Source organism: Propionispora vibrioides (assembly GCF_900110485.1).
In the GTDB taxonomy this organism is placed as follows: Bacteria; Bacillota; Negativicutes; order Propionisporales; family Propionisporaceae; genus Propionispora; species Propionispora vibrioides.
The window spans coordinates 320,401-346,486 of the sequence record NZ_FODY01000001.1 but is presented as its reverse complement, the minus strand read 5'-3'; the positions used below and the strand labels follow the sequence as shown (position 1 = coordinate 346,486).

30 protein-coding genes and 1 riboswitch are annotated in these 26,086 nt (G+C 51.5%); of the genes, 27 read left to right on the top strand and 3 right to left on the bottom strand.

The genetic code is table 11. From position 1 onward, the window contains the following. Positions 1–95 precede the first annotated feature (95 nt). On the bottom strand, positions 96–845 hold the full coding sequence (locus tag BMW43_RS01850) for a GNAT family N-acetyltransferase (RefSeq protein ID WP_091743685.1): 750 nt from the start codon (positions 843–845) through the stop codon (positions 96–98). 477 nt (positions 846–1,322) lie between these two features. On the opposite strand from BMW43_RS01850, the gene BMW43_RS01845 reads away from it, so the two are divergent. From BMW43_RS01845 to cobC, 20 genes are all read left to right on the top strand, one after another. Continuing rightward, positions 1,323–1,526, top strand: a complete 204-nt coding sequence (locus tag BMW43_RS01845) for a 4Fe-4S dicluster domain-containing protein (protein WP_091743684.1) — start codon at positions 1,323–1,325, stop codon at positions 1,524–1,526. Then, complete coding sequence (locus BMW43_RS01840) at positions 1,523–2,659, top strand: 2-oxoacid:acceptor oxidoreductase subunit alpha (protein ID WP_091743683.1); 1,137 nt, start codon at positions 1,523–1,525, stop codon at positions 2,657–2,659. Before BMW43_RS01845 ends, BMW43_RS01840 begins: the two co-directional genes overlap by 4 nt. Continuing rightward, a complete protein-coding gene (locus BMW43_RS01835) occupies positions 2,659–3,480 on the top strand; it encodes a thiamine pyrophosphate-dependent enzyme (protein ID WP_218140578.1) in 822 nt (273 codons plus the stop codon). Before BMW43_RS01840 ends, BMW43_RS01835 begins: the two co-directional genes overlap by 1 nt. Continuing rightward, positions 3,480–4,010 (top strand): 2-oxoacid:acceptor oxidoreductase family protein, encoded by a 531-nt coding sequence (locus BMW43_RS01830; protein WP_091743681.1) that lies wholly within the window; start codon positions 3,480–3,482, stop codon positions 4,008–4,010. The genes BMW43_RS01835 and BMW43_RS01830 overlap by 1 nt, the downstream gene beginning before the upstream one ends. 468 nt (positions 4,011–4,478) lie before the next feature. Beyond that, positions 4,479–4,653, top strand: a riboswitch (cobalamin riboswitch). Between the two features lie 82 nt (positions 4,654–4,735). Further along, positions 4,736–5,836 carry a cobalt-precorrin-5B (C(1))-methyltransferase CbiD gene (gene cbiD / locus BMW43_RS01825; RefSeq protein WP_091743680.1) on the top strand — a complete coding sequence of 367 codons (1,101 nt, stop codon included), beginning with the start codon at positions 4,736–4,738 and terminating at the stop codon, positions 5,834–5,836. Beyond that, the gene (gene cbiE, locus BMW43_RS01820; protein WP_091743679.1) at positions 5,821–6,447 is read left to right on the top strand and encodes a precorrin-6y C5,15-methyltransferase (decarboxylating) subunit CbiE; all 627 of its coding nucleotides are present in this window, start codon (positions 5,821–5,823) and stop codon (positions 6,445–6,447) included. The genes cbiD and cbiE overlap by 16 nt, the downstream gene beginning before the upstream one ends. Next, positions 6,444–7,040, top strand: a complete 597-nt coding sequence (gene cbiT, locus BMW43_RS01815) for a precorrin-6Y C5,15-methyltransferase (decarboxylating) subunit CbiT (RefSeq protein ID WP_091743678.1) — start codon at positions 6,444–6,446, stop codon at positions 7,038–7,040. The genes cbiE and cbiT overlap by 4 nt, the downstream gene beginning before the upstream one ends. 19 nt (positions 7,041–7,059) lie before the next feature. Beyond that, positions 7,060–7,821 (top strand): precorrin-4 C(11)-methyltransferase, encoded by a 762-nt coding sequence (gene cobM / locus BMW43_RS01810; RefSeq protein WP_091743677.1) that lies wholly within the window; start codon positions 7,060–7,062, stop codon positions 7,819–7,821. Beyond that, the gene (locus BMW43_RS01805; RefSeq protein WP_091743676.1) at positions 7,812–8,864 is read left to right on the top strand and encodes a cobalt-precorrin 5A hydrolase; all 1,053 of its coding nucleotides are present in this window, start codon (positions 7,812–7,814) and stop codon (positions 8,862–8,864) included. Before cobM ends, BMW43_RS01805 begins: the two co-directional genes overlap by 10 nt. A gap of 35 nt (positions 8,865–8,899) precedes the next feature. Then, a complete protein-coding gene (gene cobJ, locus BMW43_RS01800; protein ID WP_245732184.1) occupies positions 8,900–9,589 on the top strand; it encodes a precorrin-3B C(17)-methyltransferase in 690 nt (229 codons plus the stop codon). After that, positions 9,586–10,374 carry a precorrin-6A reductase gene (gene cobK, locus BMW43_RS01795; RefSeq protein WP_091743674.1) on the top strand — a complete coding sequence of 263 codons (789 nt, stop codon included), beginning with the start codon at positions 9,586–9,588 and terminating at the stop codon, positions 10,372–10,374. The genes cobJ and cobK overlap by 4 nt, the downstream gene beginning before the upstream one ends. A gap of 34 nt (positions 10,375–10,408) precedes the next feature. Beyond that, the gene (locus tag BMW43_RS01790) at positions 10,409–11,038 is read left to right on the top strand and encodes a precorrin-8X methylmutase (RefSeq protein ID WP_091743673.1); all 630 of its coding nucleotides are present in this window, start codon (positions 10,409–10,411) and stop codon (positions 11,036–11,038) included. A gap of 59 nt (positions 11,039–11,097) precedes the next feature. Continuing rightward, positions 11,098–12,489, top strand: coding sequence for a cobyrinic acid a,c-diamide synthase CobB (locus BMW43_RS01785; RefSeq protein ID WP_439331436.1), 1,392 nt, complete (start codon positions 11,098–11,100; stop codon positions 12,487–12,489). A 22-nt stretch (positions 12,490–12,511) separates the two neighbouring features. Further along, entirely contained in the window at positions 12,512–13,087 is a 576-nt protein-coding gene (gene cobU / locus BMW43_RS01780) for a bifunctional adenosylcobinamide kinase/adenosylcobinamide-phosphate guanylyltransferase (RefSeq protein ID WP_091743671.1), read from the top strand. Beyond that, positions 13,080–14,603, top strand: a complete 1,524-nt coding sequence (locus BMW43_RS01775) for a cobyric acid synthase (protein WP_091743670.1) — start codon at positions 13,080–13,082, stop codon at positions 14,601–14,603. Before cobU ends, BMW43_RS01775 begins: the two co-directional genes overlap by 8 nt. A gap of 3 nt (positions 14,604–14,606) precedes the next feature. Further along, on the top strand, positions 14,607–15,554 hold the full coding sequence (gene cbiB / locus BMW43_RS01770) for an adenosylcobinamide-phosphate synthase CbiB (RefSeq protein ID WP_091743669.1): 948 nt from the start codon (positions 14,607–14,609) through the stop codon (positions 15,552–15,554). Positions 15,555–15,742: 188 nt separating this feature from the next. Further along, the gene (gene cobS, locus BMW43_RS01765; protein ID WP_091743668.1) at positions 15,743–16,498 is read left to right on the top strand and encodes an adenosylcobinamide-GDP ribazoletransferase; all 756 of its coding nucleotides are present in this window, start codon (positions 15,743–15,745) and stop codon (positions 16,496–16,498) included. A gap of 24 nt (positions 16,499–16,522) precedes the next feature. Continuing rightward, positions 16,523–17,416 (top strand): GHMP family kinase ATP-binding protein, encoded by an 894-nt coding sequence (locus BMW43_RS01760; protein WP_091743667.1) that lies wholly within the window; start codon positions 16,523–16,525, stop codon positions 17,414–17,416. Beyond that, complete coding sequence (gene cobD, locus BMW43_RS01755; protein ID WP_091743666.1) at positions 17,403–18,491, top strand: threonine-phosphate decarboxylase CobD; 1,089 nt, start codon at positions 17,403–17,405, stop codon at positions 18,489–18,491. Before BMW43_RS01760 ends, cobD begins: the two co-directional genes overlap by 14 nt. 4 nt (positions 18,492–18,495) lie before the next feature. Continuing rightward, a complete protein-coding gene (gene cobC, locus BMW43_RS01750) occupies positions 18,496–19,101 on the top strand; it encodes an alpha-ribazole phosphatase (protein ID WP_091743665.1) in 606 nt (201 codons plus the stop codon). 210 nt (positions 19,102–19,311) lie between these two features. Here the strand turns inward: cobC and BMW43_RS01745 are convergent, their stop codons facing one another. After that, positions 19,312–19,644: an arsenate reductase family protein gene (locus BMW43_RS01745; RefSeq protein ID WP_091743664.1), complete on the bottom strand. Its 333-nt coding sequence runs from the start codon at positions 19,642–19,644 to the stop codon at positions 19,312–19,314. Positions 19,645–19,779: 135 nt separating this feature from the next. On the opposite strand from BMW43_RS01745, the gene BMW43_RS01740 reads away from it, so the two are divergent. From BMW43_RS01740 to BMW43_RS01725, 4 genes are all read left to right on the top strand, one after another. Then, entirely contained in the window at positions 19,780–20,604 is an 825-nt protein-coding gene (locus tag BMW43_RS01740) for an RMD1 family protein (protein WP_091743663.1), read from the top strand. Between the two features lie 55 nt (positions 20,605–20,659). Further along, positions 20,660–20,983 (top strand): thioredoxin, encoded by a 324-nt coding sequence (trxA, locus tag BMW43_RS01735; protein WP_091743662.1) that lies wholly within the window; start codon positions 20,660–20,662, stop codon positions 20,981–20,983. A gap of 486 nt (positions 20,984–21,469) precedes the next feature. Further along, positions 21,470–23,404: a ferrous iron transport protein B gene (feoB, locus tag BMW43_RS01730; RefSeq protein ID WP_245732183.1), complete on the top strand. Its 1,935-nt coding sequence runs from the start codon at positions 21,470–21,472 to the stop codon at positions 23,402–23,404. Continuing rightward, positions 23,401–23,622, top strand: a complete 222-nt coding sequence (locus BMW43_RS01725; protein WP_091743660.1) for a FeoA family protein — start codon at positions 23,401–23,403, stop codon at positions 23,620–23,622. Before feoB ends, BMW43_RS01725 begins: the two co-directional genes overlap by 4 nt. Positions 23,623–23,691: 69 nt before the next feature. Here the strand turns inward: BMW43_RS01725 and BMW43_RS01720 are convergent, their stop codons facing one another. Further along, the gene (locus tag BMW43_RS01720; protein ID WP_177173428.1) at positions 23,692–23,901 is read right to left on the bottom strand and encodes a DUF1858 domain-containing protein; all 210 of its coding nucleotides are present in this window, start codon (positions 23,899–23,901) and stop codon (positions 23,692–23,694) included. A gap of 287 nt (positions 23,902–24,188) precedes the next feature. Here BMW43_RS01720 and mraZ point away from each other — a divergent pair, with 287 nt between their 5' ends. From mraZ to BMW43_RS01705, 3 genes are read left to right on the top strand one after another with little or no spacing between them, the layout of a single operon-like run. Next, complete coding sequence (gene mraZ, locus BMW43_RS01715; RefSeq protein WP_091743659.1) at positions 24,189–24,620, top strand: division/cell wall cluster transcriptional repressor MraZ; 432 nt, start codon at positions 24,189–24,191, stop codon at positions 24,618–24,620. A gap of 20 nt (positions 24,621–24,640) precedes the next feature. Further along, entirely contained in the window at positions 24,641–25,573 is a 933-nt protein-coding gene (gene rsmH / locus BMW43_RS01710) for a 16S rRNA (cytosine(1402)-N(4))-methyltransferase RsmH (protein WP_091743658.1), read from the top strand. Between the two features lie 43 nt (positions 25,574–25,616). Next, positions 25,617–26,078: a septum formation initiator family protein gene (locus tag BMW43_RS01705; protein WP_091743657.1), complete on the top strand. Its 462-nt coding sequence runs from the start codon at positions 25,617–25,619 to the stop codon at positions 26,076–26,078. Positions 26,079–26,086 lie beyond the last annotated feature (8 nt).

Sequence of the window (26,086 nt, the reverse complement as noted above, 5' to 3'; positions counted from 1 at the left end):
ACGCAGGAATAGTGCAGCTATTTCAAGGTTTTGCTGACGCAGTCAGACGGAAAAAACTCCGTCAGGACGCGCAGTGTGAATTAATCAGTGGTTGCTTAAGCCCAAGCAGGGATTTTCTGTGCGTCAATTACGGTGAAAAAATCAAAAACCGGTGGATCAAAGTCCATATCGACAGATGGTTCACTGCTGAAGCTAGCGCCGTATTTATAATAGGCAAACATAAGAGTCGACATCTTTTTAATAACTTTTCGCTGGTTGGCCCCGGCCGGCGCCAATGTATCCTGGGTAACCGGCAGTAAATGCCGTCGTTTGGGTTTGATTCCCCAGCCTGTATTGATGGCAGCGGTGGCGGCCAGATAATGGGAGATCAGGCCGATATCGTTCTTGGCATTGCCCGGCAGCGTGGTAAGTCCGATCAAATAGTCATGGGGATATAGTCGCAAATAGGCGGCAACGCCGGAAAACAGTAGCTTAAACACGACGGTATTTCTGTACTGGGCGTCGATGCAGGCGCGGCCAAGCTCAAGAATGCGGCTCCGCTGATTGCGCAGCACTCCAATATCAAACCATTGTTCCGAATAAAATGTTTCGCGTGATGCCAGCCGGCTGCCAGGCAAAAAACGGAATGTACCGGCACAGCAATCGTTTTCTTCGTCCCGGATGATCAGATGATCGCATAGCTGATCAAAATAATCGTATTCGCGGTTGGTATTTGCATATTCATATTTTTTTCCTGAAAAATTGAGTTCCTGACAGTAGACACGGTAGCGAAGGAGATAAATCTGGTCTTTCTCTGCCGGTGTTTCCGCCAGCTTTAGCAGGTACTTTCCTTCCCGTAATTCCATGGGTAACCCTCCTCGGTGTGCTTGCAATTTAGTCGGTGTACCGTTGGTTTATGAACCGAGTCTCGGCGTGTTGGCCGGTGGTGTACCGGATGCTTTATCCGCCACCCTAATCATTACATATTTCTGCAAAGTTTCCGTTAATATTGCGTTATCTTTTAGTAAAGTATTAAGAAACTGCTTAGTGCCTTGTTACACTTGACGCGGCGAGTTTTCTGTTGAATATGGGGAAATGAAAATGGGGCGGTTATATCTGACTCCTTTGGCCGTTAAAACTATTGATTTATGGCTAGGTGGTGAATATTTACTATTTTATTGTGAATATTTAAAAGTTCGGAACTTGGCTTGCTTTTGGAGAAAAATCAAGTATTTATGGGGAAAATCTGCATTTTAGGTATGGAATAGTAGCCCGGTTGTGATGTATAATGATAAACGGTAGACATTTGTTCTTCTAGCTTAGGCATGTGAGGGGGTAGGAATATGACGCTGACTGTCAACCGTAAGTTTTGTAAGGGATGCGGTATTTGCATAGCCTTTTGTCCAAAACAGGTTCTGGACCTGGACGAAGTTGGCAAAGTGTATGTAAAAGATGAGGATAAGTGTATTTGCTGTAGTCTGTGTGAATTACGCTGTCCTGATTTAGCGATAAAAGTAACGAAAGAGGACAAGGGGGAGAAGGTATGAGCAAAGCTTGCTTAATGCAGGGTAATCAGGCTTGTGCAGAAGGGGTTTTAGCCGCAGGCGTTACGTTTTTTGCCGGCTATCCGATTACGCCAAGCACGGAAATAGCAGAATTTCTAGCTGAAAAACTCCCTCGTATGGGTGGAAAATTTATTCAGATGGAAGATGAAATTGCCAGTATGGGAGCGATTATTGGCGCTTCCCTGGCTGGTGCCAAGGCCATAACGGCTACCAGCGGACCGGGGTTTTCCCTCAAACAGGAATTGATTGGCTATGCGGCGATGGCCGAATTGCCGCTGGTCGTAGTCAATGTGCAGCGTTCCGGTCCAAGCACCGGCCTGCCGACATCTCCGTCGCAGGGCGATGTCATGCAGGCTCGCTGGGGTACTCATGGTGACCGGGGTGTGATTGCCTTGTCGCCGGGGTCGGTGCGAGAAGCTTTTGATGTCGCGGTAAAAGCCGTTAATTTTGCGGAAAAATTCCGTACACCGGTAATTTTGTTGTTGGATGAGGTAATTGGTCATATGCGGGAGCGGGTCGAATTGCCAGAGTTGTCCGAAGTGGAAGTTGTTAACCGGAAAAAGCCGACTGTTTCTCCCGACGAGTATCGGGCTTACAAGCCGGACGAAGACGGAGTTCCGCCAATGGCGCCGTTTGGAGAAGGGTATTTTTACCATGTGACGGGCCTGGTGCATAATTATGAAGGACAGCCTTCCCAGTCCGCCGCCGTGACTGATGAACTGGTCCGCCGGCTGCATACGAAAATCGAACGGGCTCAGGCGGAGCTTACCTTGTACACCGAGCATTTTCTGGAAGATGCCGAAGTCATTGTCGTCGCTTATGGTGGCTCGTCCCGGGCCGCTATTGCCGCAGTTAAGGCGGCCCGCAAACAAGGTGTGAAAGCCGGTTTGCTTAAGCTGATTACTCTATGGCCGTTTCCGGCTGCCTTACTGCAACAGAAGGCGCAAAAGACCAAGAAAATCATCGTGCCTGAAATGAATTACGGACAGTTGGCCTGTGAGATTGAACGGTATGTAAAGCAGGAAAAAGTGGTATCGGTTACTAAAGTAGACGGGACTTTCTTCAGTCCCGATGATATTTTGCGGCCGATCCTGGCGGCAGGGGGGCTGGAATAATGGCTGATATAGAAAAATACTTGCGTAAATCCGCTTTGCCGCACATTTGGTGTCCGGGCTGCGGCAACGGTATTTTGCTGACGGCTATTTTGCGGGCCATTGACAAGCTGCAGTTGGATCAGCAGAAGACCATTATTGTATCGGGCATTGGCTGTTCTTCCCGTGCCTCGGGTTATATGAATTTCAACACGGTTCATACTGCCCATGGCAGGGCGCTGACGGTTGCTACGGGTATTAAAATGGCCAATCCCGAACTGGAGGTTATTGTAATTACCGGCGACGGTGATTGCACTGCCATTGGGGGCAATCATTTCATTCATGCCGCCAGACGTAATATAGGTCTTACCACGATTGTCTTTAATAACAGCATTTACGGTATGACTGGCGGCCAGTCTTCGCCGTTGACTCCTATCGATAGCCGGTCTACGACGGCGCCGTTCGGTCATATGGAACGGTCCTTTGATATTGCCCAGTTGGCTATTGCAGCCGGTGCCACCTATGTGGCGCGGGGAAGCGCGTACCATGCCGCCATGTTGACAGATCTCATTGTCAAAGGGATTGAGAATAAAGGGTTCTCCGTGATTGACGGTATAACCCAGTGTCCGATCGGTTATGGCCGGAAAAACAAAATGCCTACGGCGGCAGCCATGCTGCTATGGCAGCGTGACCATGCCGTTATGGTGAAGGCCGCGGCCAAGATGACGCCGGAAGCAATGACCGGCAAGTTTGTTATCGGTGAGCTCTACCATTCGCCCACGGCGGAATATACGGCGGAGTATGCCAGATTGGTGGCACGGCTGCAGGAAGGGGGCAGGGCGTAATGCTGGAAATCAGTTTAAGTGGTACCGGCGGACAAGGGTTGATTCTGGCCGGCATCATTTTAGCGGAGGCCGCCATTCTTGACGGAAAACAGGCCATACAGACCCAGTCGTACGGACCGGAAGCCCGTGGCGGAGCAAGTAAGGCCGAAGTCATTATCAGTGAAGAAGAGATTGATTATCCCAAGGTATTGGCGCCGGATATTCTGTTGGTGATGAGCCAGGAAGCCTGCAACAAGTATGCCGGTATTCTAAAGAAAAACGGCAAACTGCTGGCGGATTCCACGCTGGTAAAGGAAATCTCCGGCCGTGAGGCCGAAGTGATTGACTTGCCGATTACCAGGACAGCCCGCGAGGAACTGGGCAATGCCATGTTTGCCAATATCATTGCACTCGGGGCGCTGGTGGCCGCGACCGGCGCGGTTAGTGAAGAGTCTTTAACCAAGGCTGTACTGGCCCGGGTGCCGCGCGGTACGGAAGAAAAAAATCAAAAAGCCCTGGCTTTGGGTAAACAGTTATATGCCCAGCGGTAGCTATTCGGAGGGAAACGTTCAGGCAAGGTTGAACGTTTCCTTTTTACATCCGGTCTGTCTGTATAATCTGGCTCTGTTAGGGAACCATTGATGTAATGAGCCTGTCGGTCTGGCGGAAAAGGGTTCGTCAGGCTGTGTACGTGCTCAGGAATAATAAACAGTGTCTTAACGGACCGGCCAAGCAGGAAAACAAGGCGCCGGGGTGGAATAAGATAAAATAAGACAAAATTTGCAAGGGAACCGCTGATAGGTAACCACTGATTAATTCACGCTGCGCGTCCTGACGGATCTTTTTCCGCCTGGCTACGTCAGCAAAACCTTGCCATAGGGGCCGCTATTCCTGCGGTTTTACTTCTTTGCCAGACGAAAAAATCTCTCGCCAGGCCGGCAGGTTCATTTAATCAGTGGTTACCTAGAATGAGTGATTTCCCGGTGTTGCAGGATGGTTTCAGACGATATTGCCGTAGCTGAATAAGGAAGGAAATAGGTGCTTGTCATGCTTAAAAGGGAATGCCGGTGAAATTCCGGAGCGGTCCCGCCACTGTGATGGGGAGTATATTCGCGTTAGCCACTGGGATAACCGGGAAGGTGCGGGTATGTGTTGATCCGAAGTCAGGAGACCTGCCTATTTTAACACGCACCGTTATGACCTACGAAAGATGGGCAGGTGGGTAAAATCTACATTGTGTTGCTTTTTACCCCTTTGTCACAGGGGGTTTTTTAGTTTGTCCAAGCAAATGCGAACAGGGATTACCACAGGTACCTGTGCGGCCGCGGCAGCCAAGGCCGCTGTGTCAGCCTGGCGCGGGCAGCCGGTGGAACAGGTTGTTGTATTATCGCCGCAGCAAAAGCCTATCGCCGTTGTCATTGCCGGCAGCAGCAGAACCGAACGGGGCGGCAAAGCAGCGGTTGTGAAGGATGCCGGTGACGATCCCGATATTACTAATGGCGTTACAATTGAGGCGGCAGTGGAAGTGGCGGAAGGCGCGGATATTGTTTTACGAGCGGGGAGCGGCGTGGGAACGGTTACGCTGCCCGGCTTGTCCGTGCCTGTCGGTGAACCGGCCATTAATCCGGGGCCGCGCCAGATGATTCTGTCGGCTGTCCGGGACGCTCTGCCACCGGGCTGGGGCGCAGTTGTCACCGTATCCATTCCCGGCGGTGAAGCGTTGGCGGCCCGTACTTTGAATCCCGTGCTGGGAATTGCCGGCGGACTGTCGATTATCGGTACAACCGGGATTGTGGAGCCCATGTCGGAAGAGGCGTTTAAAAATTCTTTAGCGCCTCAAATCAGTGTGGTTAAGGCGCTCGGCTATGATACGGTGATCTTTGCGCCGGGCAAAATCGGCCAGGACATTGCGATAAAACAATGCGGTCTGCCGGCCGAGCAGATTGTGCAAACCAGCAATTTTATCGGCTTCATGTTAGAACAGGCCGTTCGGTACGGGATGAAGCAGGTCTTGCTGTTTGGACATTTGGGCAAGATTTGCAAAGTGGCGGCTGGCATTTTTCACACTCATAACCGTATGGCCGACGGACGCATGGAGACACTGGCGGCTTATGCTGCTGCGTTAGGGGCGTCACAGCAGACGGTGCAGGCCATTTTGCGGTGCGCCACCACCGAGGCCGCGCTGCCGATCATTGAAAACGCCGGCTTGCGGCAAGTATATGCAGTGCTGGCGGAGAGGGCCACTCACCGGGCTATGCGGTATGTGTTTCAGGACCTGGAAGTGGGAACGGTTATTGTCACGCTGCAGGGAGCTATATTGGGCATGGATGCAGGTGCTGTCAAGATAGGAGAGAAGTTAGGGTGGAACATAAAATAATTGTGGTAGGTATCGGCCCCGGCTCGGCGGACTATCTGCTGCCGGTTGCCAAGCGAACCATTGAGCAGGCCCGCGTTCTGGTGGGCGGCAAACGGGCGCTGGAAACGCTGGCGCCGGCCGGTGTGAAAAGCAAAGTCATTGACGGCGATATTGCCGGCGTGTTGTCTTATATAGAAGCGGAACTGACTGCGCAGGATGTGGTTGTCATGGTGTCCGGTGATCCGGGGTTTTACAGCTTGTTGCCGGCGATTCGCCGCCAGTTTCCCCAAGGGTGCATCGAAGTGATTCCCGGCATCAGTTCCCTGCAACTGGCATTTGCCCGTACAGGCGATTATTGGCAGGATGCCACACTGATCAGCCTGCATGGGCGCAAAGCGGATGAAACAGGGCTGGCTTACCGGTGTGATAAAAAACTGGGGATTTTAACAGACAGTGAAAACAATTCCTGCACCATCGCCCGGCACTTGCTCCGGGCCGGCTGGCCGGCTGCCACGCCGGCAGTCGTTTGCCTGGCGCTATCCTATGAGAATGAACAGGTTGTTACGGCTACCTTAGAGGAGTTAAGTAACAGGGAAGGATATTCACATTGTGTGATGGTGGTGAAAGCATGACCTATCATGTGGGAATCAGCGACGACCGGTTCATCCGGGGCAATATTCCGATGACAAAAGCCGAGATCAGGATACTTGTACTGGCGCGGGCGAAAATCAATCCCGGCGATACGGTGATTGATATTGGAGCCGGAACCGGTTCGCTGTCGGTTGAAGCGGCCCTGCAAAGCGGCTCCGGCGAGGTATATGCGATTGAGCGGGAGCCGGAGGGCATTGAACTGATCAAGCAGAACGCGGCCCGGTTTGCGGCGGTGGTCCGGCCGATAGCGGGGGCGGCGCCGGAAGCCCTGCAGGGGTTACCGCAGGCCGATGTGATTTTGATCGGTGGCAGCGGCGGGAAGCTGGAGGCTATTTTAACCGAGGCCTGGCAACTGCTGAAACCGGGCGGCCGGCTGGTTGTCACCGCTGTGACCGTGGAAACGCTGCAGCGGGCGCTGGCCTTTCTGGACAGTTGTCCGGAATTTTCCGTGGAAACCATCTGCGCCCAGGTGACAAGGCTGCGTAAAGTCGCATCCAGCCATATGATGCAGGCTCTTAATCCCATTTATATTATCGCGGCTGAGGCGAACGTAAAAAGCGCAGGTAGCGTGTAGAGATACAGGAGGAATGGATATGCAGGTTTGGTTTGTCGGTGCAGGTCCGGGCGATCCGGAACTGATTACGGTTAAAGGGCAGCGGTTGGTCAGTGAGGCCGATGTGATCATTTATGCCGGCTCACTGGTCAATCCGGCGTTGCTGTCGCTGGCTAAGCAGGGGGCCAGCATTTATAACAGCGCGAAGATGACCTTGCCGGAAGTGATTGAGGTTATGGTCAAGGCTGTGGCCGAACAAAAAAAGGTGGTCCGTTTACATACCGGCGACCCCAGTATTTACGGGGCGATTAAAGAACAGATGGACGCGCTGGTTAAGCACAATATTGCCTATGAGGTAATACCGGGAGTCAGCTCGTTTTTGGCTACGGCGGCGGCGCTGAAATGTGAATACACCTTGCCGGAGGTCTCTCAGACCGTCATTGTGACAAGGCTGGAAGGCCGGACCCCGGTACCGGATAAGGAGAAACTTGTCAGCCTGGCTGCCCATAATGCTACCATGTGCATCTTTTTAAGTGTGCACATGATGGATACGGTGGTCAAAGAACTGGTCGACGGCGGCTATTCGCCGGACACGCCGGTGGCCATTGTGCAAAAGGCTTCCTGGCCGGAGCAAAAAATATTTCGCGGCACACTGGCCACCATTGCCGGAACGGTGGCGGCGGAAGGCATTGACCGGACGGCCATGATTGTGGTGGGCCATTGCCTAGGCAGTGATTACGCGCTGTCCCGGCTATATGCTCCGGAGTTTGGGCACATGTACCGTGATGCCTCATGCGATTAGCGGCGATAGCGGTAACGAAAAGAGGGGGCGCTTTAGCGGCACGCCTGGCCCGGGAACTGCCCGGAACGGTTACGGTATATGTGAAAGCGGGACGGGCTGCGGTAGACGGGGCGGAAGAGTTTGATTCGCTGGGAGAATTGATAGGCCGGATTTTTGACCGCTATGAGGGATTGATTTTTATCATGGCTACGGGAATTGTAGTTCGCGTCATTGCGCCCCATATCCGGGATAAAAGGCATGATCCGGCCGTGGTCGTGCTGGGCGATGACGGTCACCATGTGATTAGTTTGCTGTCGGGCCATTTGGGCGGCGCTAATGCTCTGACCATTCAGATCAGCCGGACGATTGGTGCTGAGGCGGTGATTACCACCGCGACCGATCTGGCGCAGCGGCCGGCGCCGGATGTACTGGCTAAACAACTGGATTTTGCCCTGGAACCGTTCGCTCAGTTAAAAACCGTTAACGCCGTCATCGCCAATGACGGTGTGGTAAAATATTTTTTGGATGATACGCTGCCCGGTCAGGCAGCTATCCGTACGGCTGCAGCGGAACTGGGCATCTGTTGGGAGTCTCTGGCGCAGTTGGCGCAGCCCATGGATGCTGCGGTTATTCTCAGCGATAAGTTGTGGAACGCGCCGGTACCTCATATTTATATCCGGCCGCCTGTGCTGGCCGTCGGAGTTGGCTGCCGCCGGGGAACGACGGCGCAGGAGATTAGGCAGGCCATTGAACAGGTGCTGACCGAGAACGGACGAAGCCTGTGCAGTATCGCTGTCCTTGGCAGCAGTGTGGTGAAGGCCGATGAGGCAGGGCTACTGGAAACCGGTACTGCTTTGCAGGTACCTTTGCGTTTTTTTAATAATGATGAATTGCAGGATACGATTGATCAACAGGGACTGGGAATTTCAAGTTTTGTCAAACAGGAGATAGGAGTGGGAAATGTATGCGAAGCGGCAGCTTTACTGGCGGGACAGAGCGACAAACTGCTGGTGCACAAACAGAAAATCGGACGGGTAACGGTGGCGCTTGCCTTAAGCAAGTAGCGGTTATCGGTATCGGTCCGGGCAATCTCGCCGACATGAGCCTGCGGGCCAGGGAAGCGATTCTGGCGGCAGAGACCATCGTCGGCTATGATACGTATATTGAATTGATTCAGGACCTGCTTGCCGGCAAGCAAGTGGTCAGTACCGGCATGATGCAGGAGATTGACCGCTGCAAAGCTGCGGTGGAGATCGCTATGACCGGGAAGCAGGTTGCCGTCATTTCCAGCGGCGATCCGGGAATTTATGGCATGGCCGGTCTGGTGCTCGAACTGGCCGCCCAATATCCGGCCGACGTACGGCCCCAGGTAACGGTCATTCCGGGAATCAGCGCCGTGGGCGCCGCCGCTGCCGCCTTGGGAGCGCCGCTCATGCATGACTTTGCCGTCATCAGCCTGAGTGATTTGCTGACTCCCTGGGATGTGATCAAGAAGCGGGCCGAAATGGCCGGCGCCGGTGATTTTGTTGTGGCTATCTACAACCCCAAAAGCTCCAAACGGGTCACGCAAATTGAAGAGGTGCGGGAAATTCTGTTGAAGCACCGTTCGCCGGCTACCCCGGTGGGCATCGTCGGTCATGCAACGCGGGAAAGGGAACAAGTTGTTATCAGTGACCTGGCCAACTTTACCAAAGAATATATTGATATGTTTTCGCTGGTTATTGTCGGCAACAGCCATACCTATGTCCGGGACGCCCGCATGGTAACCCCGCGGGGCTATAAGCTATGATCCTGGTGCTGGCGGGGACGCAGGACGGCCGGCAACTGGCGGCGCAGTTGGCAAAAGGCTATAAAGTCATAGTTTCTGTGGTCAGCCAGTATGGCCGGCAGTTGGCGTCGGAGAGTCAGGTGCAGGCCCAGGAAGGCATGCTGGATACGGACGGCATGATAGAGTTGCTTCGCCGTCAGCAAGTGGAACTATTGGTCGATGCCAGTCATCCTTACGCGGTCAATGTTTCGCGCAACGCCATGGAGGCTTGTGAAAACTGCGGTGTGGCCTATTTGCGCTACGAGCGGCCGCAGGCGGCGCTACCGGCTTACGATAAATTATATAAAGCTTCCAATTATGAAATGGCGGCTAAGCAGGCGATGGTTCTGGGGAAGGTCATCTTTTTGACTACCGGCAGCCGTCACTTGAAAGTCTTTAAGGCGGCGGCCGACCCGGCTGTTCACCGGTTAATTGCCAGAGTTCTGCCGGAACCGGGTGTTCTGACGGAATGTCTGGAACTGGGATTTCAACCCCGCGACATTGTCGCCCTGCAGGGGCCGTTCTCCCATGAATTAAACAAAGCGCTGTTTAAGGAGTTTGGGACTGAGGTGGTGGTTTCCAAAAACAGCGGTCAAATTGGCGGCAGTGACACCAAATTTTCGGCCGCCAGGGAACTCGGCCTGCCGCTGGTGATCATTGACCGGCCGGTGCTGCCTTATAAAACGGTGGTTTCCTCTTTTGCAGAGGTGCTGGCTTATGTCAATAAACACATGGCTGGCAGCCGTGCGGTAAACGGCTGCCGGTGATGTAAAAACCGCCACACACGAGGAGGGTTATATGATGGAATTTATAAAAGATCCGATGGCTATTGAGCGGCGCAGCATGGAGATTATCGCCCCCTATCTGGACGGGCTGCATTTGTCATCGGAAGCGATAAAAATTTTTTCCCGGATTATTCATGCGGCCGGTGACCCGGACTATGCAAAAGTAATCCGGATTCATGAAGCTGCCGTGGCAGCGGGTTGCCAGGCGCTAAAGCAGGGCTGTGATATTTTTTGCGATGTGGAAATGGTCCGCACCGGCATTAATAAAAAGACTCTGGCCGGCTTGGGCGGTCAGGTCCATTGCCTGATTGCCGACGAGAGCGTGGCGGCAACGGCAAAACAGGAAGGCATCACCCGGTCGATGGCGGCAATGCGCGCTTTCGGCAGCCGGCTGGACGGGGCGGTTGTGGCGATCGGCAATGCGCCTACCGCTTTGTTTGAAGTCATCCGTTTGATGGAAGAAACCGGTATCCGGCCGGCGCTCGTTATCGGTGTGCCTGTCGGATTTGTCGGGGCCAGCGAATCAAAAGAATTGCTGGCGAAAACTTCACCGGTGCCCTATATTACGGTGGAGGGAACCAAAGGCGGCAGCCCGATTGCGGCGGCTACCGTCAATGCCTTGCTGTACATGGATCAGCAGCGGTAGGGAATCACTGTTTACGAGATAACATGGGGCCAGCGTAGCGTCTATGGGGAGGAATGGGTATGCAGAAGAATATACCACGGATTGTTATAGCCGGAACGCAGAGCGGCGTGGGGAAAACGACGGTGGTCACGGGTCTTTTGGCGGCGTTGGTCGCCCGGAATATGAATGTACAGTCCTATAAAGTAGGCCCTGATTATATTGACCCCGGCTTTCACAGTCTGGCCAGCGGCAAACCGGCCCATAATCTGGATACCTGGCTGATGCCGCCGGAATTGACGGCCAGGCTGTTTGTCAATACGGCGCAGACCAGTGAAATGGCTGTCATCGAAGGCGTCATGGGGCTGTACGACGGCGGCCGTCGGGGAATCAGCAGCACGGCGGCTCTGGCTAAACTGCTCAAAGCGCCGGTTATTTTAGTGGTAGATGCCAAGTCGATGGGAGAAAGCATTGCCGCTACCGTATTGGGTTATAAAAATTATGACCCGGAGGTGCATATCGCCGGGGTCATTGTAAACCGCCTGGGGTCGGCTACCCATAAGGAACTGGTGCTGGAGGCGCTGCAAAAAATCCATATACCTGTGCTGGGCTGTTTGTTTCGTGATCCGGGCATTGTTTTGCCGGAACGCCATTTGGGGCTTACGCCGGTAACGGAATATGCGCCGGAGACCTTTGTGGCGGATTTGGGCAAGGTTATGGAAAACCAGCTTGAACTGGACCGAATTATCGAATTGGCCGGTAAAGCAGTGCCCTTGGATATGCCGCCGGCGGAGCATGTTCCGGAAGTGCCGCGGCTGCGCATTGGTGTGGCACAGGACCAGGCATTTTCTTTTTACTATCCGGAAAGCCTGAATGTATTGCAGGTGCTGGGGGCGGAGCTTGTACCTTTTAGTCCCTTAACCGACCAAGACCTGCCAGCGGTGGACGGACTGCTGCTGGGCGGCGGTTTTCCTGAGATGTTTGCTCAAGCTCTGGCTGCTAACCGGACTATGCGGGAGGCCATCCGGGTGGCTGCCCAACATGGTATGCCGGTGTATGCCGAGTGCGGCGGCTTGATGTATCTGACACGGCAACTAGTGGATTTTTCCGGCCAAGCTTATGAAATGGCGGGAGTCATTCCGGCGACCTGTGTTATGGAGCAAAAATTGCAGACCGTAGGTTATGTGGAGGCTATGCCGCTCAGGGATAATCTGTTATGCTCAGCGGGACAGTCGCTGCGGGGCCATGAGTTTCATTTTTCCCGGCTGGTTCCCGATGCGGCGGAAAGTTTTCCCTGGGCGTTTACCATGATCAAGCTACGGACGGGAACCGGCTATCCCGGCGGTTATGCCGCCAACAATGTATTGGCCTCTTATTTGCATATGCATTTTGCCGGCAATAAACCGGCGGCGCACCGTTTCATGAAAGCTTGCATGCAGTACCGGGAGCAAAAGCAAACCGGATTAAATAAGTAAAGTAAAAACCTGGAGTGAGGGTATGGCAGGGAAAATTGTTTTAATCACCGGTGGCGCCAGGAGCGGGAAAAGCAGCTTTGCCGAGCAATATGCGGCAGCGGCGGGAGAAAAGATAGCTTATATTGCCACGGCGCAAATCTATGATCAGGAAATGGAACAGCGGGTGGCGCTGCACCGCCGGCGGCGCCCGGCAAGCTGGCAAACTTTTGAGGCGCCTTACCGGGCAGAGCTGGCTATGGCGGCAGCCGCCGCAGCGGATGTCATATTGTTTGATTGTCTGACACTATATACCAGCAATCTTATGTTATCCCCCGAGGCGCCGACTGAGGTGGAAGCCAGGCAGCAATATATACTGGACGCGGTGGAGCGGCTCTTACAGAGTGCGGTGACGACGCAAAAGACGGTTATATTCGTAACCAACGAGGTAGGCATGGCCATTGTACCGGAAAACGCATTGGCGCGGGAATATCGCGATATTGCCGGTTGGGTCAATCAGAAGGCGGCCCGGTATGCTGGAGAAGTATATCTGATCGTATGCGGCCTTCCCGTAACCATAAAAACCGGACAACAAAGAGGTGTAACGACTAACGATGGCTAAACCAGTCATGATTCAAGGGACGAGTTCCCATGTGGGTAAAAGTATACTAACGACGGCTTTATGCCGGATTTTTCTGCAGGACGGCTTTCAAGTCGTACCTTTTAAAGCGCAGAATATGGCGCTTAATTCCTATGTGACCAAAACCGGCGAAGAGATGGGCCGCGCTCAGGTGGCCCAGGCCGAAGCGGCCGGCTTGGAACCCATGGTGGAAATGAATCCGGTACTTTTAAAGCCGACGGGCAATGCAAAGTCGCAGGTGATTCTCAAAGGCAGTCCGGTCGGTAACATGTCGGCGGCGGAATATCACAACGGCTACAGTCTGAAAGCCCTGCATGTTGTGGAGGAATGTCTTAAGAAACTGGACCGGGAATACGAAATCATGGTTATTGAGGGAGCCGGCAGTCCGGCCGAAGTCAATTTAAAGGCTAATGATATTGTGAATATGCGCATTGCCAAGCTGCTGCAGGCGCCTGTACTTCTGGTGGCCGATATCGACCGGGGCGGGGCTCTGGCCGCTGTTGTGGGAACGCTGGAGCTCTTAGAGCCGGAAGAGCGGGAGTTGGTAAAAGGCATCATCATTAATAAATTCCGGGGCGATATCCGGCTGCTTCAGCCGGCGCTTGAGTTTCTGGAACAGAAAACGGGAAAGCCTGTTTTGGGCGTTATTCCCCATCTGGAACGTCTGGGGATTGATGATGAGGATTCGGTATCGTTGGATGAGAAGAAAACGGCAAGCCAACGTGATTTGGAAATTGCCGTAATCCGGACTCCCAAAATCTCCAACTTCACCGATTTTGACGTGCTGGCCGGCGAAAGCGACGTTGCTATCCGGTATGTGAAGCGGGGAGAAGCAATCGGGCAGCCCGACCTGATTATTCTGCCGGGCAGTAAAAACACGCTGGAGGATTTGCTGTACCTTAAGGAAATGGGCTATGACCGGGAACTGGAGCGGCTTTTGGCGGCAGGTACACCGGTGATCGGAATTTGTGGCGGCTATCAGATGCTGGGCAAAGAAATCCTTGACCCGGAGCATACCGAGTCGGAATTGGAGTCTGCCGCCGGCTTAGGCTTACTTGATACGGTTACCACCTTTGCGGCGGACAAAGTGACCCATCAGGTCAGTGCGACCTGCAACGGAGCGGGGTTCCTCGGTATTGACGCTGCCGGTCTGCCGGTTACGGGCTATGAAATTCACATGGGGCGTACCGAGTTTGGCGAAACGGTGCAAAGCGCCTTTTCCATTCACCGCCGTTCGGAACAGGAAGTGGCCTGCCAGGACGGTGTGGTTCGCCGGGATGGCCTGGTTATGGGGACTTATATTCACGGTATTTTTGACAATGACCAATACCGCCGGGCCATATTGAATGCCCTGCGGGAACGGAAGGGATTGGCGCGACTTGACAGTATGAGCAACAGCCGGGCAGAAAAGCAGGCCAGCTATAACAGGTTGGCCGATACGGTGCGAACTCATCTGGATATGGCTGCCTTATACCGCATCATGGGACTGCGAGGCTAAACTATGGACATCTATTTGCCGTTAGCGGCAGTGCTGCTTGACTTGGTTTTGGGAGATCCCCGTACAGCCTGGCATCCGGTTGTGCTGCTGGGCAAGCTGATTGCCTTTTTCGAACAAAGGCTGCTGAACCGGCAGGCTGCGGCCGGGCAGAAAAGGCTGGCCGGTGGCCTTTTGGTCCTGGGTGTTTTGCTGATTACCTTTGGAACGGTATACAGTCTTACCCAGTGTCTTAGGCAGTTGCCCGGTTGGTTTGCCTTCGGCTTGGAAGCCCTGCTGGCCTCTTTTGTCATTTCGCCCCGTAGCCTGGCAGCGGCCGGCCGGGAAATCCACGATTTTTTGGTTGCCGGCAATCTGGAACAGGCGCGCTATAAGGTGGGCTGGATTGTGGGACGGGATACAGCCAGTCTGGATGTGGCCGAAATAACCAGAGCCACCGTGGAAACGATTGCCGAAAATATTGTTGACGGTATTATTGCGCCGCTTTTTTATTTGGCGCTTGGCGGTTTGCCGCTGGCTTTTCTCTATCGGGCGGTCAACACCATGGATTCCATGATCGGTTATAAGAATGAAAAGTATCTTGATTTCGGCATGATTGCCGCCCGGATTGACGATATATTCAACTATCTTCCCGCCCGAATTACCGGCATTTTGTTGGTGCTGGCCGCCTGGCTGCTGCGTTATGATGCGGTTCGTTCGGCCAAGACCATTTGGCGGGATGCCCATAAACATCCCAGCCCTAACAGCGGTATCCCTGAGTCGGCTACGGCCGGTGCTTTAGGTATCCGTCTGGGCGGGTTAAATTACTATGGCGGTGTCGCTTCCCATCGCGCCCATATGGGCGATGGCACTGCGGCACTGCGACCGGAACACATCACCCGGACCAGCTATCTCATGTATGTGAGTACGGTATTGTTTGTTTTGCTGGCGGGTGTTTTGACACTGATAAAATAAAACTGGAGGCAGGCTGCTTAGACCTGTTTTCAAACTATCCGCAACATTCCCTGCCGGAGCCTTTGTGCCTTAATTAAAATTTTTGGATAGTAATCACTATTCCAAAAAATTTTAACTAGTCTGGTGCAACAATCACTCGCCATGGATTATTCCGTTAGTTTGGAAGCAGCCCTAGCCTGACTGGATGGATGAAAGATTTTATTACTGGCTTGCAATTTTTAACCCGCATCCGGATTTACCGGGAAGTGGAGTGGTCGGCAGAACGTTTTGGCCGCAGCGTGGTCTATTTTCCCCTAGTCGGGGCAGTAATCGGTGCGCTGCTGGCAGGCAGCTATTGGCTGTTGCAGGCGTATTTGCCGCTGGTTCAGCTTGCTTTCCCGCCCCATGCCCTGGCTGCGTTTTTAGTGGGGGCGCACATTTTGCTAACCGGCGGGCTGCATTGCGACGGATTTATGGATACCATGGACGGCATTTTTTCCGGCCGGTCCAGGGAGCGGATGCTGGAGATTATGAAGGACAGCCGGGTCGGCGCCAATGGCGTTACAGCCTTTGCTTTGTTTATTTTGCTCAAGTGGTCGTTACTGCTGGATATGTCTGTGGCAAAGCTGCCGGACGTTTTATTTCTCATGCCTGTGATCGGGCGGCTGGTTATGGTCATCGGAATCACGTCTTTTCCCTATGCCAGGCAGGACGGCATGGGCAAGGCTTTTGCCCAGTATGCCGGAAAAACCGCCTTGCTGGTGGCCGGTATTTATACTTTCGCGTTGGTGAGTGTTTTTGGCATGACAGCTCTGCTGCTATGTCTGGCGGCAGTAGGCGCCGGGCTTGGCATAGCCGGTTATATCAGCCGCAAACTGGGCGGTCTGACCGGGGATGCCTATGGTGCTATTACGGAATTAACGGAATTGGTGGTGCTGTTCTTATATGCGCTTTTTTTTAGTTAACAAAAGAGGCGGGGAGAACCGGTCATGCGGGTAAAGGTGAAAGTACCGGGGTCTTGCGGCGAACTGGTGCAGGGAGTGAGTAAGGGCACCAATTTTCTGATTACCTGCCCGGTCAATCTGTATTCCACAATTGAACTAAGCTCCTGCCGGGAGACGGCCAAGAACGACCTGACAAAAGTGGAACTGGCGCTGGAAAAGACCTTCCGGTATTTGAATACTGAGCCGGCCGGCTACCAGGTCCGGCTTTTTTCCGATTTGCCGCGCGGCAAAGGCATGGCGTCCAGCAGTGCCGATATCAGCGCCGCCTGCCAGGCTGCTGCTCTATGGTCGGGCAACAGACTCAGTGCTGATGAAATAGCCGACATTGCCTTGACGATCGAACCAACCGACGGGGTTTTTTATCCGGGCATTGTCATGTTTGACCATTTATACGGACAACTCAGGCAGCCGTTAGGCCCGCCGCCCGCTTTGGACATCCTTGTGCTGGATGCAGGCGGTGAAGTGGATACGCTGCAGTTTAACCGGCGTCAGGATTTGCGACAACTAAACGAGGCAAAAGAGGAGCAGACAGCGCAGGCTGCTGCCTGGGTTATACAAGGAATTAAAACAGGCGACAGCGAATTAATTGGTAAGGGGGCTACTTTAAGCGCGCTGGCCAATCAGTCGATCCTGCCCAAGCCCTGCTTGCCGGAGGTCATTTCCATTGCCCAAAGCTACGGGGCAGTAGGAGTTAACGTGGCTCATAGCGGGACGGTGCTGGGTATTTTGTTTCCCCCGGCGTTGCGGGAATTTCAGGCAGGCTGCTTACAGGCGGTGCAGTGTGCCTGTCCTGCCGTACGGTATTTGACCACAGTAAGACTGATTGCGGGCGGGCAATCTATGGAAGCAGGTGAAGAGGAAGCTTATGAGGAACTTTGAACATGGCGGCAATCTGTATGCGGCCATGCGTGAGCAAACCGGGCAAATGGTGGATTTTCTCGATTTCAGCGCCAATATAAACCCTTTGGGGGTACCGGATAGCGTAAAGGAGGCGCTGGCCGGAGCTTTGCCGCATATTATTCATTACCCGGATACGGAGGCGGCGGAATTAAAAAAGGCCATCAGCCGCCAGTACGGAGTGGCGGTTGACCATATCACGGTAGGCAATGGGGCGGTTGAACCTATTTATCTGTTGTGTCATATGCTAAAGCCTAAGCAAGTGTTGGTGGCAGCACCGGCGTTCGGCGAGTATGAGCGGGCAGCCAGGGCCGGCGGAGCGCAGGTCCGGTATGTTTACTTGCATCCGGAGGAAGGTTTTGGTATTCAGCCGGAAAAAATCTTGCAGCAGGCCGGTAGTGCCGACATCATTTTTTTAGGCAATCCGAATAACCCGACAGGAACCTTGCTGACGAGTACTCAAATCAGAGTTATTTTAGACAAAGTAAAACAGCAGAATACGCTGGTGGTCGTCGATGAATCGTTTCTTGATTTTCTGCATGACGACAGTGCATATACCTGCCGCAGTTTGTTGCCGTTCTATCCCCGGCTGGTCATTATCCATTCGCTGACCAAATTTTACGCCATTCCCGGACTTCGCCTGGGCTTTGCCTTGGCCGGACCGGATATAACGGCCTTGCTGCATGCTGCAAAAGATCCCTGGAACGTTAATTCACTGGCGCAAAGTGCCGGTGTGGCTGCCTTAAGGGATGAGGCTTACCGTTTGCATAGCAGGGATTTTGTGCAAAGGGCCAAACAGGAGTTGTATGAGAAGCTGACCGCTTTTCACGAATTGAGTGCTTTTGCGCCGGCAGTTAATTTTATTTTGCTGGACATTAAACGGACCGGTTTTACCGCAGGCCAATTGCGGGAAAGACTAAGAACCGAATGTGTTTTGATACGGGACTGCAGCAATTATCCCGGTTTGTCGGATACCTATGTCCGGGTGGCCGTAAAACGGCCGGAACAAAATGAGCGGTTGCTGGCAATTTTACGAAAAGTGATTGATGAGAGGTGAAGTTATGACGAGAGTAATTATGGTGCGACACGGGCAGACAGCCTGGAATCTGGCCCAGAAATATCAGGGACACAGTGATATTGAGTTGAGTGAAGCCGGTATCCGCCAAGCGGAACTGGCGGCTGCCCGGCTGGCGGATGAGCCGATCCAGGCCGTTTTTGCCAGTGATTTGGGACGGGCCTATCAAACAGCCAAGACGATTGCCAGAAACCACAGGCTGCCTGTTCACAAGGTTGCCGAATTGCGGGAAATTAACTTCGGCATTTGGGAAGGTCTCACCTATGACCAGATTTATACCGGCTGGCCGGAGCTTATTGAGCAATTGTACCAGAAACCCGATGAAATACAAATACCGGAAGGCGAAACCTTCCGGGAGTTAAAACAGCGGGCAGCCGGCTGCCTGCAGCGACTGGTGGCGGAGCATGACGGCAGCACGATTCTGCTGGTATCCCATGGTGGGACGATACGTACCTTATTGTGTGCCGCATTGGATATTCATTTGAATCATATTTGGCAGATCAAACAGGATAACACGGCGGTGAGCATCCTGGAATATCATGATAATTACCCGGTTGTAACGCTGCTTAACGATACGCATCATTTACGGTAATGTAGACTGTACCTTGTCAGTCTTAAAACTTAAGGCTGACAGGGTACCAGGGCGTGTTTACAAGCTAACGGAATGATTCATGGCGAGTAATTTTTGCGTCAGACAACTTAAATTTTTGCAGGAATAGTGGCCCCTATTTCAAAAAAATTTAAGGAAGTATGGCATAAAAAGCGCCGTGAGGGAGCGTTTTGGATAGTTTGCAAACACGTCCTAGGTCCAGGCCTTCCAGATTTCGGGCCGGTAGCCCACCGTAGCGGCGGTGCCGTTGCGAACTACCGGGGTATTTAAAAGCATTGGATTTTGCAGCAGGGCTTCGCCGATATCGCGGACCATATGGGTTTTGTATTGACTTTGATAGAGCTTGCCCGATGAGTTGAGCAGGTCGCCCCAGGCAACCTGCTGACTAACGCTTTTCAGTTCGCCTTTGCTCATTCCTTTGATAGTCAGGTCAATAAACTGGTACTTGATGCCCCGTTCTTTAAAAAAGCGTTCCGCTTTTCTGGTGTCCTGGCATTTTTTTATACCGAATATTTGTATGTTCATGTAGGCACCTCTTTCACTATTTAGGAGAATTTTAGAAAACACTATAATCCGTCTGATTTTTTGGAGTATAATATTTGTAGGCGGATACAGAATATACCAAGGAGCAGGTTGTCTTCCCTGCAGAGGAGGAATCACATGCAGGCAAATTTTGAAGCTCTCATTTTAGGAAAGGAACTAAACCTGAACAAAGTTGCTCAGCATTTTGCAATCAACCGCAAGTTTAAATGGGAAGACTCACTGGTGCTGGACGGTACTTATTTAAGGAGCATCCTTCCTGATTCGGAACATAAGGTTGTATACCTTTTTTATTTTGGCAGCGCAGTGTTTATCAATTTTGAACATCACGAAGTGATTCAGGTGGTCCGTTATCTGAAGGAAATTGAACCGGAGGTTGACTTTTCCTATCTTTTCAAATATGTCGATCATTACCAACTGACCATTGATCCCTGCCATGCGCCAACACTAAGCAATGATTATATTATTGCAAACAAGCCTGACGAGTACCATCTGGAAATTATCTCTATTATTTTAGCAAAGTCGGTGGCATTAGAAAAGGTCGAAATTGAAATCGGTGTTCTGCTGGATCAGATTGAAAGCGTCATTGATAAGCTAAATGAAGGACAGTTGGAGGTTTCCGATAAAAAACTGGCAAAAATGTCGGCGAATATACTGGGGTTCAAATTGGACACCATATCTTATATTATGTTGCTGGATAAACCGGATATCACCTGGGAGAACGAGGAAGCAGGAAAACTGTTTGATGAGCTGATGCTGCTGTTTGAATTAAATGACCGCTATAATAATATTCATCATAAAACAGCCGTGTTGATGGACATTACCAATGTGTTTGCCGGTCTGGCCCAGTCAAGCCGCGGGACTCGCCTGGAATGGGCCGTTATTATATTAATTGCGATTGAAATTGTTTTGTCCTTATTTGATATGTTCATTAAGGGAATATGAAACATATTCGCTTCCATGTAGATATAGATTATTACATTAAAGGGAGGTTTTTTATATGTCCACCATTGTTAACGCAAACCGGGAAAATTTCCAGGAGGAAGTTATTGAATCAGCCACACCGGTGCTTGTTGATTTCTGGGCCCCCTGGTGCGGCTACTGCACTAAATTATCGCCTATTTTAGATGAACTGGCGACCGAGCACGCAAGCAAGATGAAGGTCGTTAAAGTCAATGTGGATGAAAATCGTTCATTGGCTCAGGATTACGGTGTTATGAGCCTGCCGACCATGCTGCTCTTTAAAGACGGAGTGCAAACGGAAAAATTAATGGGCTATATGCCGAAATCAGCTATTAACGCTAAACTATCCCCGCTGTTATAAATAAAAGACGCGCTGCATCGCAGACGCGTCTTTTATTTATCGATAGTGCAGTTATTTTTGAAAAGCCTGGCACCTGCCAGGCTTTTCTTATTCATATATCGGCAGAATTTTGCATAGAAGATATTACTATGCTTAGGGAACCGTTGATTTATTCGCCCTGTCCGTCCTGACCGATCTTTTTCCGTCTGGCTGTGTCGATAAAACCTTGAAATAACCTAGTACCGTGTAACATCTAAAACCATACTATTCTGGCGGAATATTTCTCGCCAACCTACGTTGTCGTCAATCGGCGTAGGAACCGCTACGCCTCCTTCCTCCGCCTTGTCTGGCGAAAAATCTCCTCGCCAGCCTATGTATGGTTTTAAAGGTTACAAGGTACTAGCTTTTAGGTTTTGCTTCCCTGTCAGATAAAAAAAGCTTTCGCCAGGTCGACAGGCCCATTACATCGGCGGTTCCCGGGAGGTGGAGGAATGACCGTTGCTGAAAGTGGCGCTGGTAGGCTCGCCTAATGTCGGTAAAAGTGTAATTTTTAATTATTTAACAGGGCGCTATGTTGCTGTGTCCAATTATCCCGGTACTACTGTTGAGGTGGCAAAAGGCTTGGTTACCCTGCGGGGCGTAGCTTGTGAAATTGTGGATACGCCGGGTATCTACTCGTTAATCCCGTTGACGGAAGAAGAGGCGGTAACCCGCCGGCTGCTTTGTGCCGAGCGGCCCGATGTGGTTGTGCACGTGATTGACGCTAAACAAATCAAACGCATGCTGTCATTGACGCTTGACTTGCTGGAAGCCGGGTTTGCCGTTGTTCTGGTCGTTAATATGATGGATGAAGCCAAGCAGGCGGGGCTTCATTTGGAATTGCCCCGGTTAGCTGATAAGCTGGGGATCCCGGTGCTTGCCACTGCGGCGGTAAAAAAGCTGGGACTTGGCGAATTGACCGCCTGCATCGCTTCCTTTCAAAAGCCGGGCAGCCCCGTTCGTTATCACAGCCATTTCCCGCCGGAACTGGAAACGGCCATTGCCGATATGGAAAGTGTTCTGTCCTCAGATTATGGTCTGTCGAAGCGGCTGGCGGCACTGCTATTGCTGCAGCAGGATCCTGTGCTTTTAGCGCGCTTTTCGCCTAACGGTAGTGGCAAGGCGGTGAGTGACAAGCTAAACCGACTGGGAAAAGAAGATCTGTCCTACCGGATTGCCCTGGAACGGCAAAAATCAGTTACCGGCTTATTGCAGGATGTGGTGAGCCGGCAAGCCTCCCAAGCTTTTGTTTTCCGGAATAAACTGGGGGAATGGGCTCGCCGTCCGGCAACTGGTATACCATTAGCTTGCCTGGTACTCTATTTCGGTCTCTACTTGTTTGTAGGGAAATTTGGCGCCGGTTTTTTGGTGGATTATTTTGATCAAATTATTTTTAAAGCATATATTATACCCTGGATAAAAGCTATTGTTCTTGGTCAGATTCCCTGGGAATGGGCGAGAGACTTATTGATCGGTGATTATGGCCTCGTGTCGCTTGGCTTTCGTTATGCCATAGCCATCATATTGCCGGTAGTAGGAAGCTTTTTTTTTATATTTGCCCTCCTGGAGGATTGCGGCTATCTGCCACGACTGGCCATGCTGGCCGACAGACTGTTTAAGTGCCTGGGCCTTAATGGCCGGGCGGTCATTCCGGTCATTCTTGGTTTTGGCTGCGGGACCATGGCGGTCATTGTCACCCGGACACTGGAGACTAAACGGGAACGAATACTGGCCACTTTTTTGCTGTCGTTGACTATTCCCTGTTCGGCCCAGCTTGGCGTGGTTGTCGCGCTATTGTCGGTAAACCCGCTCGCTTTGGGTATTTGGGGTGGGTATATAACTTTACTGTTTATTGCGGTGGGCTGGCTCAGCAGCAAAGTGCTGTCAGGAGAAAGAAGTCCTTTTTATATGGAAATACCACCTTTGCGTCTGCCCGTACTGGCTAATGTATTGATGAAGGTATATACAAGAGTAATATACTATTTGGCGGAAATTTTACCGGTCTTTTTGATTACTAGTTTGCTGCTGTGGTGTGCTGACTATGGCGGGCTTTTACCGGTCCTTGTTTCTTATATTAAGCCTGTGACGACCCTGTTGGGACTGCCTGAAGCGATGGCGTCAATCTTTCTGCTGGGATTTTTTCGCCGCGATTACGGGACAGCCGGCTTGTACGACTTGTTCCGCCTCGGTGCATTAAGTACCGGACAACTCTTAGTGGCGGCGATTACACTGACCCTGTTCGTGCCCTGTGTGGCTCAACTGGCGGCTATGATCAAAGAACGCGGCCTGCCGACCGCATTGGTTATGCTGCTGTTAATTATTCTGCTGTCGGTACTTTCAGGCTTTTTAGCCAATGTTTTTTTGTATTTAGTTGCTGCTAATTGGGAAGGCGGGTTACTATGAACCTGACTCAGTTAAAGTCCGGGGATGCCGGGTTGATCACTGCCTTACAGAGGCTGTCCGGGGCGGATCAGCGGAAGCTGATTGCTTTTGGCCTGGTGCCGGGAGCCTTGCTGCAAGTTCTGCAAACGATGCCGGTCTATGTAGTGAAGATAGAAAATACCGAATTGGCTTTGGATTACGAGATGGCCCGTGCCATTGTGGTGAGACGAAAATTTTAGTGAAAATAAGAAGCAAGCAGCGCACCGTTCTATGGTGTGCTGCTTGCTTTTTATAGTGACCGGCGTTTATTAAGCTTGTGATGTTTGCTGTGCCACTTTATTAAGGTCGGCAATGAGTGCATCTATATTGATGCCGTGAGCGGCAGCTCCCTGGGCAATATTCTCAAAACGGGCGGCCGCACAACCCAAGCAGCCCATGCCATAGCTGCGGAATACATCCACTGCTGCCGGATAGGCCTCTACAACCTCAATAATGCTCATGTTTTTATCAATAGTCACGCTGGTAAACCTCCTTTGCACTAATACTGATCATAATGAGTATAGCATATAAAGCCTTTGCTTACCATGGGACAATATAAGCATTAGTATACCATATCAGTAAAACTTCATACCATGATCTTAGGACTGTGGTCCTATTATGGGACCTAGGAACTAAAATTTGGAAAAAGTATAAAATCCTTTATTTTTGTGAAGGATTTTTATGGTTTTTTCAGAATTTATATATAAAAAGTGGTTTAAAGTGGTGGAAAGTGGTATGAAAGTCCTGGCGGGATGGTGAAGCAGCGGTGTTGATGGGAGAATACCTTCATAGTATTGATAATAAGGGCCGTCTCATCTTGCCGGCAAAATTCCGCGAGGAAGTCGGCGACAACTTCGTTGTTACCAAAGGACTTGATACCTGCTTGTTTGTATATACCAAAGAGGAATGGGGCAATTTAGAAAAAAAATTAAAGCAATTGCCTTTAGCTAAAGCAGACGCCAGGGCCTTTGTACGGTTTTTCTTTTCCGGAGCCTCAGAACTTGACTGTGATAAGCAGGGGCGTTTTTTGCTGCCTGCCAATTTACGGGATTATGCCAAGCTTGATAAAGATGTCGTTATTATCGGCGTATCCAGCCGGATTGAAATATGGAGCAAGGATGCCTGGGATGCTTATAATAGTGAAATCGGACCGACGGTGGCTGGAATTGCCGAAAATTTGGTTGATCTGGGGATATAACGCAAGGAGTGAAACGGGTAATGGAATTTAGTCATGTAAGTGTTTTATTACAGGAAAGTGTCGACTCCTTGGTTACTGACGCCGGCGGAACCTATGTGGATTGTACCTTGGGTGGCAGTGGACATGCCGGGATGGTTGTTACCAAACTAAACAAAGCGGGACGCTTCATCGGTATCGATCAGGATCCGGCAGCTATTCAGGCCGGACGGGAGCGGCTGGCGCAGGCTGTCTGCCGGGTTGATATTATCCAAAATAACTTTTCCCAGCTAGAACGGATTTTAGATGAGCTGGAGATTGAAGCGGTAGACGGAATTCTGTTTGATCTGGGGGTTTCTTCCCATCAGCTTGATGTGGCGGAACGGGGATTTTCCTATATGCAGGATGCACCGCTGGATATGCGGATGAATCCGGCGGCGGAATTTTCCGCTTATCATGTGATCAATGAGTATAGTGAAAGCCGTCTGGCGGCAGTGATTGCCGAATTTGGCGAGGAACGCTGGGCTAAACGGATCGCCAAGTTTATTGTGGCTGCCCGGGCTGACGGCAAAATAAACACAACAGGGCAACTGGTTGATATCATCAAAAGTGCTATTCCGGCAGCAGCCCGGCGGGATGGTCCTCATCCGGCCAAGCGTACGTTTCAGGCCATTCGTATTGAAGTGAACAAGGAACTGGACATACTGAAAGCTGCCTTTACCGCGGCGGTAAACCGGCTTAAAATCGGCGGCAGGATCTGTATCATTACGTTTCACTCTTTGGAGGACCGGATCGCCAAGCAAACTCTGGCTGAGTTGGCCAAAGGCTGTGAATGTCCCCCGCGGTTTCCGGTGTGTGTGTGCAATAAGCAGCCTATTGTTAAGTTGGTGGGCAAGCCTATTAGCCCGTCGGCGGAGGAACTGGATGTGAATCCGCGGGCAAGAAGCGCTAAGCTGCGAGTCGCTGAAAAAGTGTAGGCAACTATGATGTTGTTCTAATATCCAGGGAGGGTAAATACATATGTTAGTGAATAAAAAAGAGAATTGGGATAGTTATTATCAGGAGCAGGCTAATCAGACCATATCGACGCAAGTAAAAGAAAATTCACGTCCCAATTTGGCTTTGCGCGCCAAGTGTTTTGCTACTGTGTTACTACTGGCTGCCATTGCTATTGTATTTACCATTCAAAGTGAAGCGATGATAAGGGCCGGCTATACCCTGGTGCAATCTAAAGCGCAACTGGCTAAAGTGGAAAAAGAAAATGAACAGCTCCATCTTGACATTGCTAAATTAAAATCACCGCAGCGCATTCAAACCATTGCGACCAGTGAACTGGGGATGGTTTTACCTAAGAATATATACTATGCCGTCAATGAAACGGCAACTGTTTCACCGGCCGCTCCACCGGAGGAGAAATCGCTAACCAATCAGTTGATCGGTTTTGTTAAAGCAGCCAGGGCAGAAGCACATAAGGCGCGGTAATCTGTTGG

Bases quoted from the DNA above. Each gene is read 5' to 3' on its own strand.
- cobS (WP_091743668.1), top strand. From the start codon at position 15,743: ATGAAAGATTTTATTACTGGCTTGCAATTTTTAACCCGCATCCGGATT.
- cobU (WP_091743671.1), top strand. From the start codon at position 12,512: ATGGCAGGGAAAATTGTTTTAATCACCGGTGGCGCCAGGAGCGGGAAA.
- cbiT (WP_091743678.1), top strand. From the start codon at position 6,444: ATGACCTATCATGTGGGAATCAGCGACGACCGGTTCATCCGGGGCAAT.
- BMW43_RS01830 (WP_091743681.1), top strand. From the start codon at position 3,480: ATGCTGGAAATCAGTTTAAGTGGTACCGGCGGACAAGGGTTGATTCTG.
- BMW43_RS01725 (WP_091743660.1), top strand. From the start codon at position 23,401: ATGAACCTGACTCAGTTAAAGTCCGGGGATGCCGGGTTGATCACTGCC.
- cobK (WP_091743674.1), top strand. From the start codon at position 9,586: ATGATCCTGGTGCTGGCGGGGACGCAGGACGGCCGGCAACTGGCGGCG.
- cobM (WP_091743677.1), top strand. From the start codon at position 7,060: ATGCAGGTTTGGTTTGTCGGTGCAGGTCCGGGCGATCCGGAACTGATT.
- BMW43_RS01760 (WP_091743667.1), top strand. From the start codon at position 16,523: ATGCGGGTAAAGGTGAAAGTACCGGGGTCTTGCGGCGAACTGGTGCAG.
- cobD (WP_091743666.1), top strand. From the start codon at position 17,403: ATGAGGAACTTTGAACATGGCGGCAATCTGTATGCGGCCATGCGTGAG.
- BMW43_RS01850 (WP_091743685.1), bottom strand. From the start codon at position 845: ATGGAATTACGGGAAGGAAAGTACCTGCTAAAGCTGGCGGAAACACCG.
- BMW43_RS01705 (WP_091743657.1), top strand. From the start codon at position 25,617: ATGTTAGTGAATAAAAAAGAGAATTGGGATAGTTATTATCAGGAGCAG.
- BMW43_RS01805 (WP_091743676.1), top strand. From the start codon at position 7,812: ATGCGATTAGCGGCGATAGCGGTAACGAAAAGAGGGGGCGCTTTAGCG.
- BMW43_RS01790 (WP_091743673.1), top strand. From the start codon at position 10,409: ATGGAATTTATAAAAGATCCGATGGCTATTGAGCGGCGCAGCATGGAG.
- BMW43_RS01835 (WP_218140578.1), top strand. From the start codon at position 2,659: ATGGCTGATATAGAAAAATACTTGCGTAAATCCGCTTTGCCGCACATT.
- BMW43_RS01785 (WP_439331436.1), top strand. From the start codon at position 11,098: ATGCAGAAGAATATACCACGGATTGTTATAGCCGGAACGCAGAGCGGC.
- BMW43_RS01745 (WP_091743664.1), bottom strand. From the start codon at position 19,644: ATGAACATACAAATATTCGGTATAAAAAAATGCCAGGACACCAGAAAA.
- BMW43_RS01775 (WP_091743670.1), top strand. From the start codon at position 13,080: ATGGCTAAACCAGTCATGATTCAAGGGACGAGTTCCCATGTGGGTAAA.
- BMW43_RS01840 (WP_091743683.1), top strand. From the start codon at position 1,523: ATGAGCAAAGCTTGCTTAATGCAGGGTAATCAGGCTTGTGCAGAAGGG.
- cobJ (WP_245732184.1), top strand. From the start codon at position 8,900: ATGAGCCTGCGGGCCAGGGAAGCGATTCTGGCGGCAGAGACCATCGTC.
- trxA (WP_091743662.1), top strand. From the start codon at position 20,660: ATGTCCACCATTGTTAACGCAAACCGGGAAAATTTCCAGGAGGAAGTT.
- cbiB (WP_091743669.1), top strand. From the start codon at position 14,607: ATGGACATCTATTTGCCGTTAGCGGCAGTGCTGCTTGACTTGGTTTTG.
- BMW43_RS01845 (WP_091743684.1), top strand. From the start codon at position 1,323: ATGACGCTGACTGTCAACCGTAAGTTTTGTAAGGGATGCGGTATTTGC.
- cobC (WP_091743665.1), top strand. From the start codon at position 18,496: ATGACGAGAGTAATTATGGTGCGACACGGGCAGACAGCCTGGAATCTG.
- BMW43_RS01740 (WP_091743663.1), top strand. From the start codon at position 19,780: ATGCAGGCAAATTTTGAAGCTCTCATTTTAGGAAAGGAACTAAACCTG.
- rsmH (WP_091743658.1), top strand. From the start codon at position 24,641: ATGGAATTTAGTCATGTAAGTGTTTTATTACAGGAAAGTGTCGACTCC.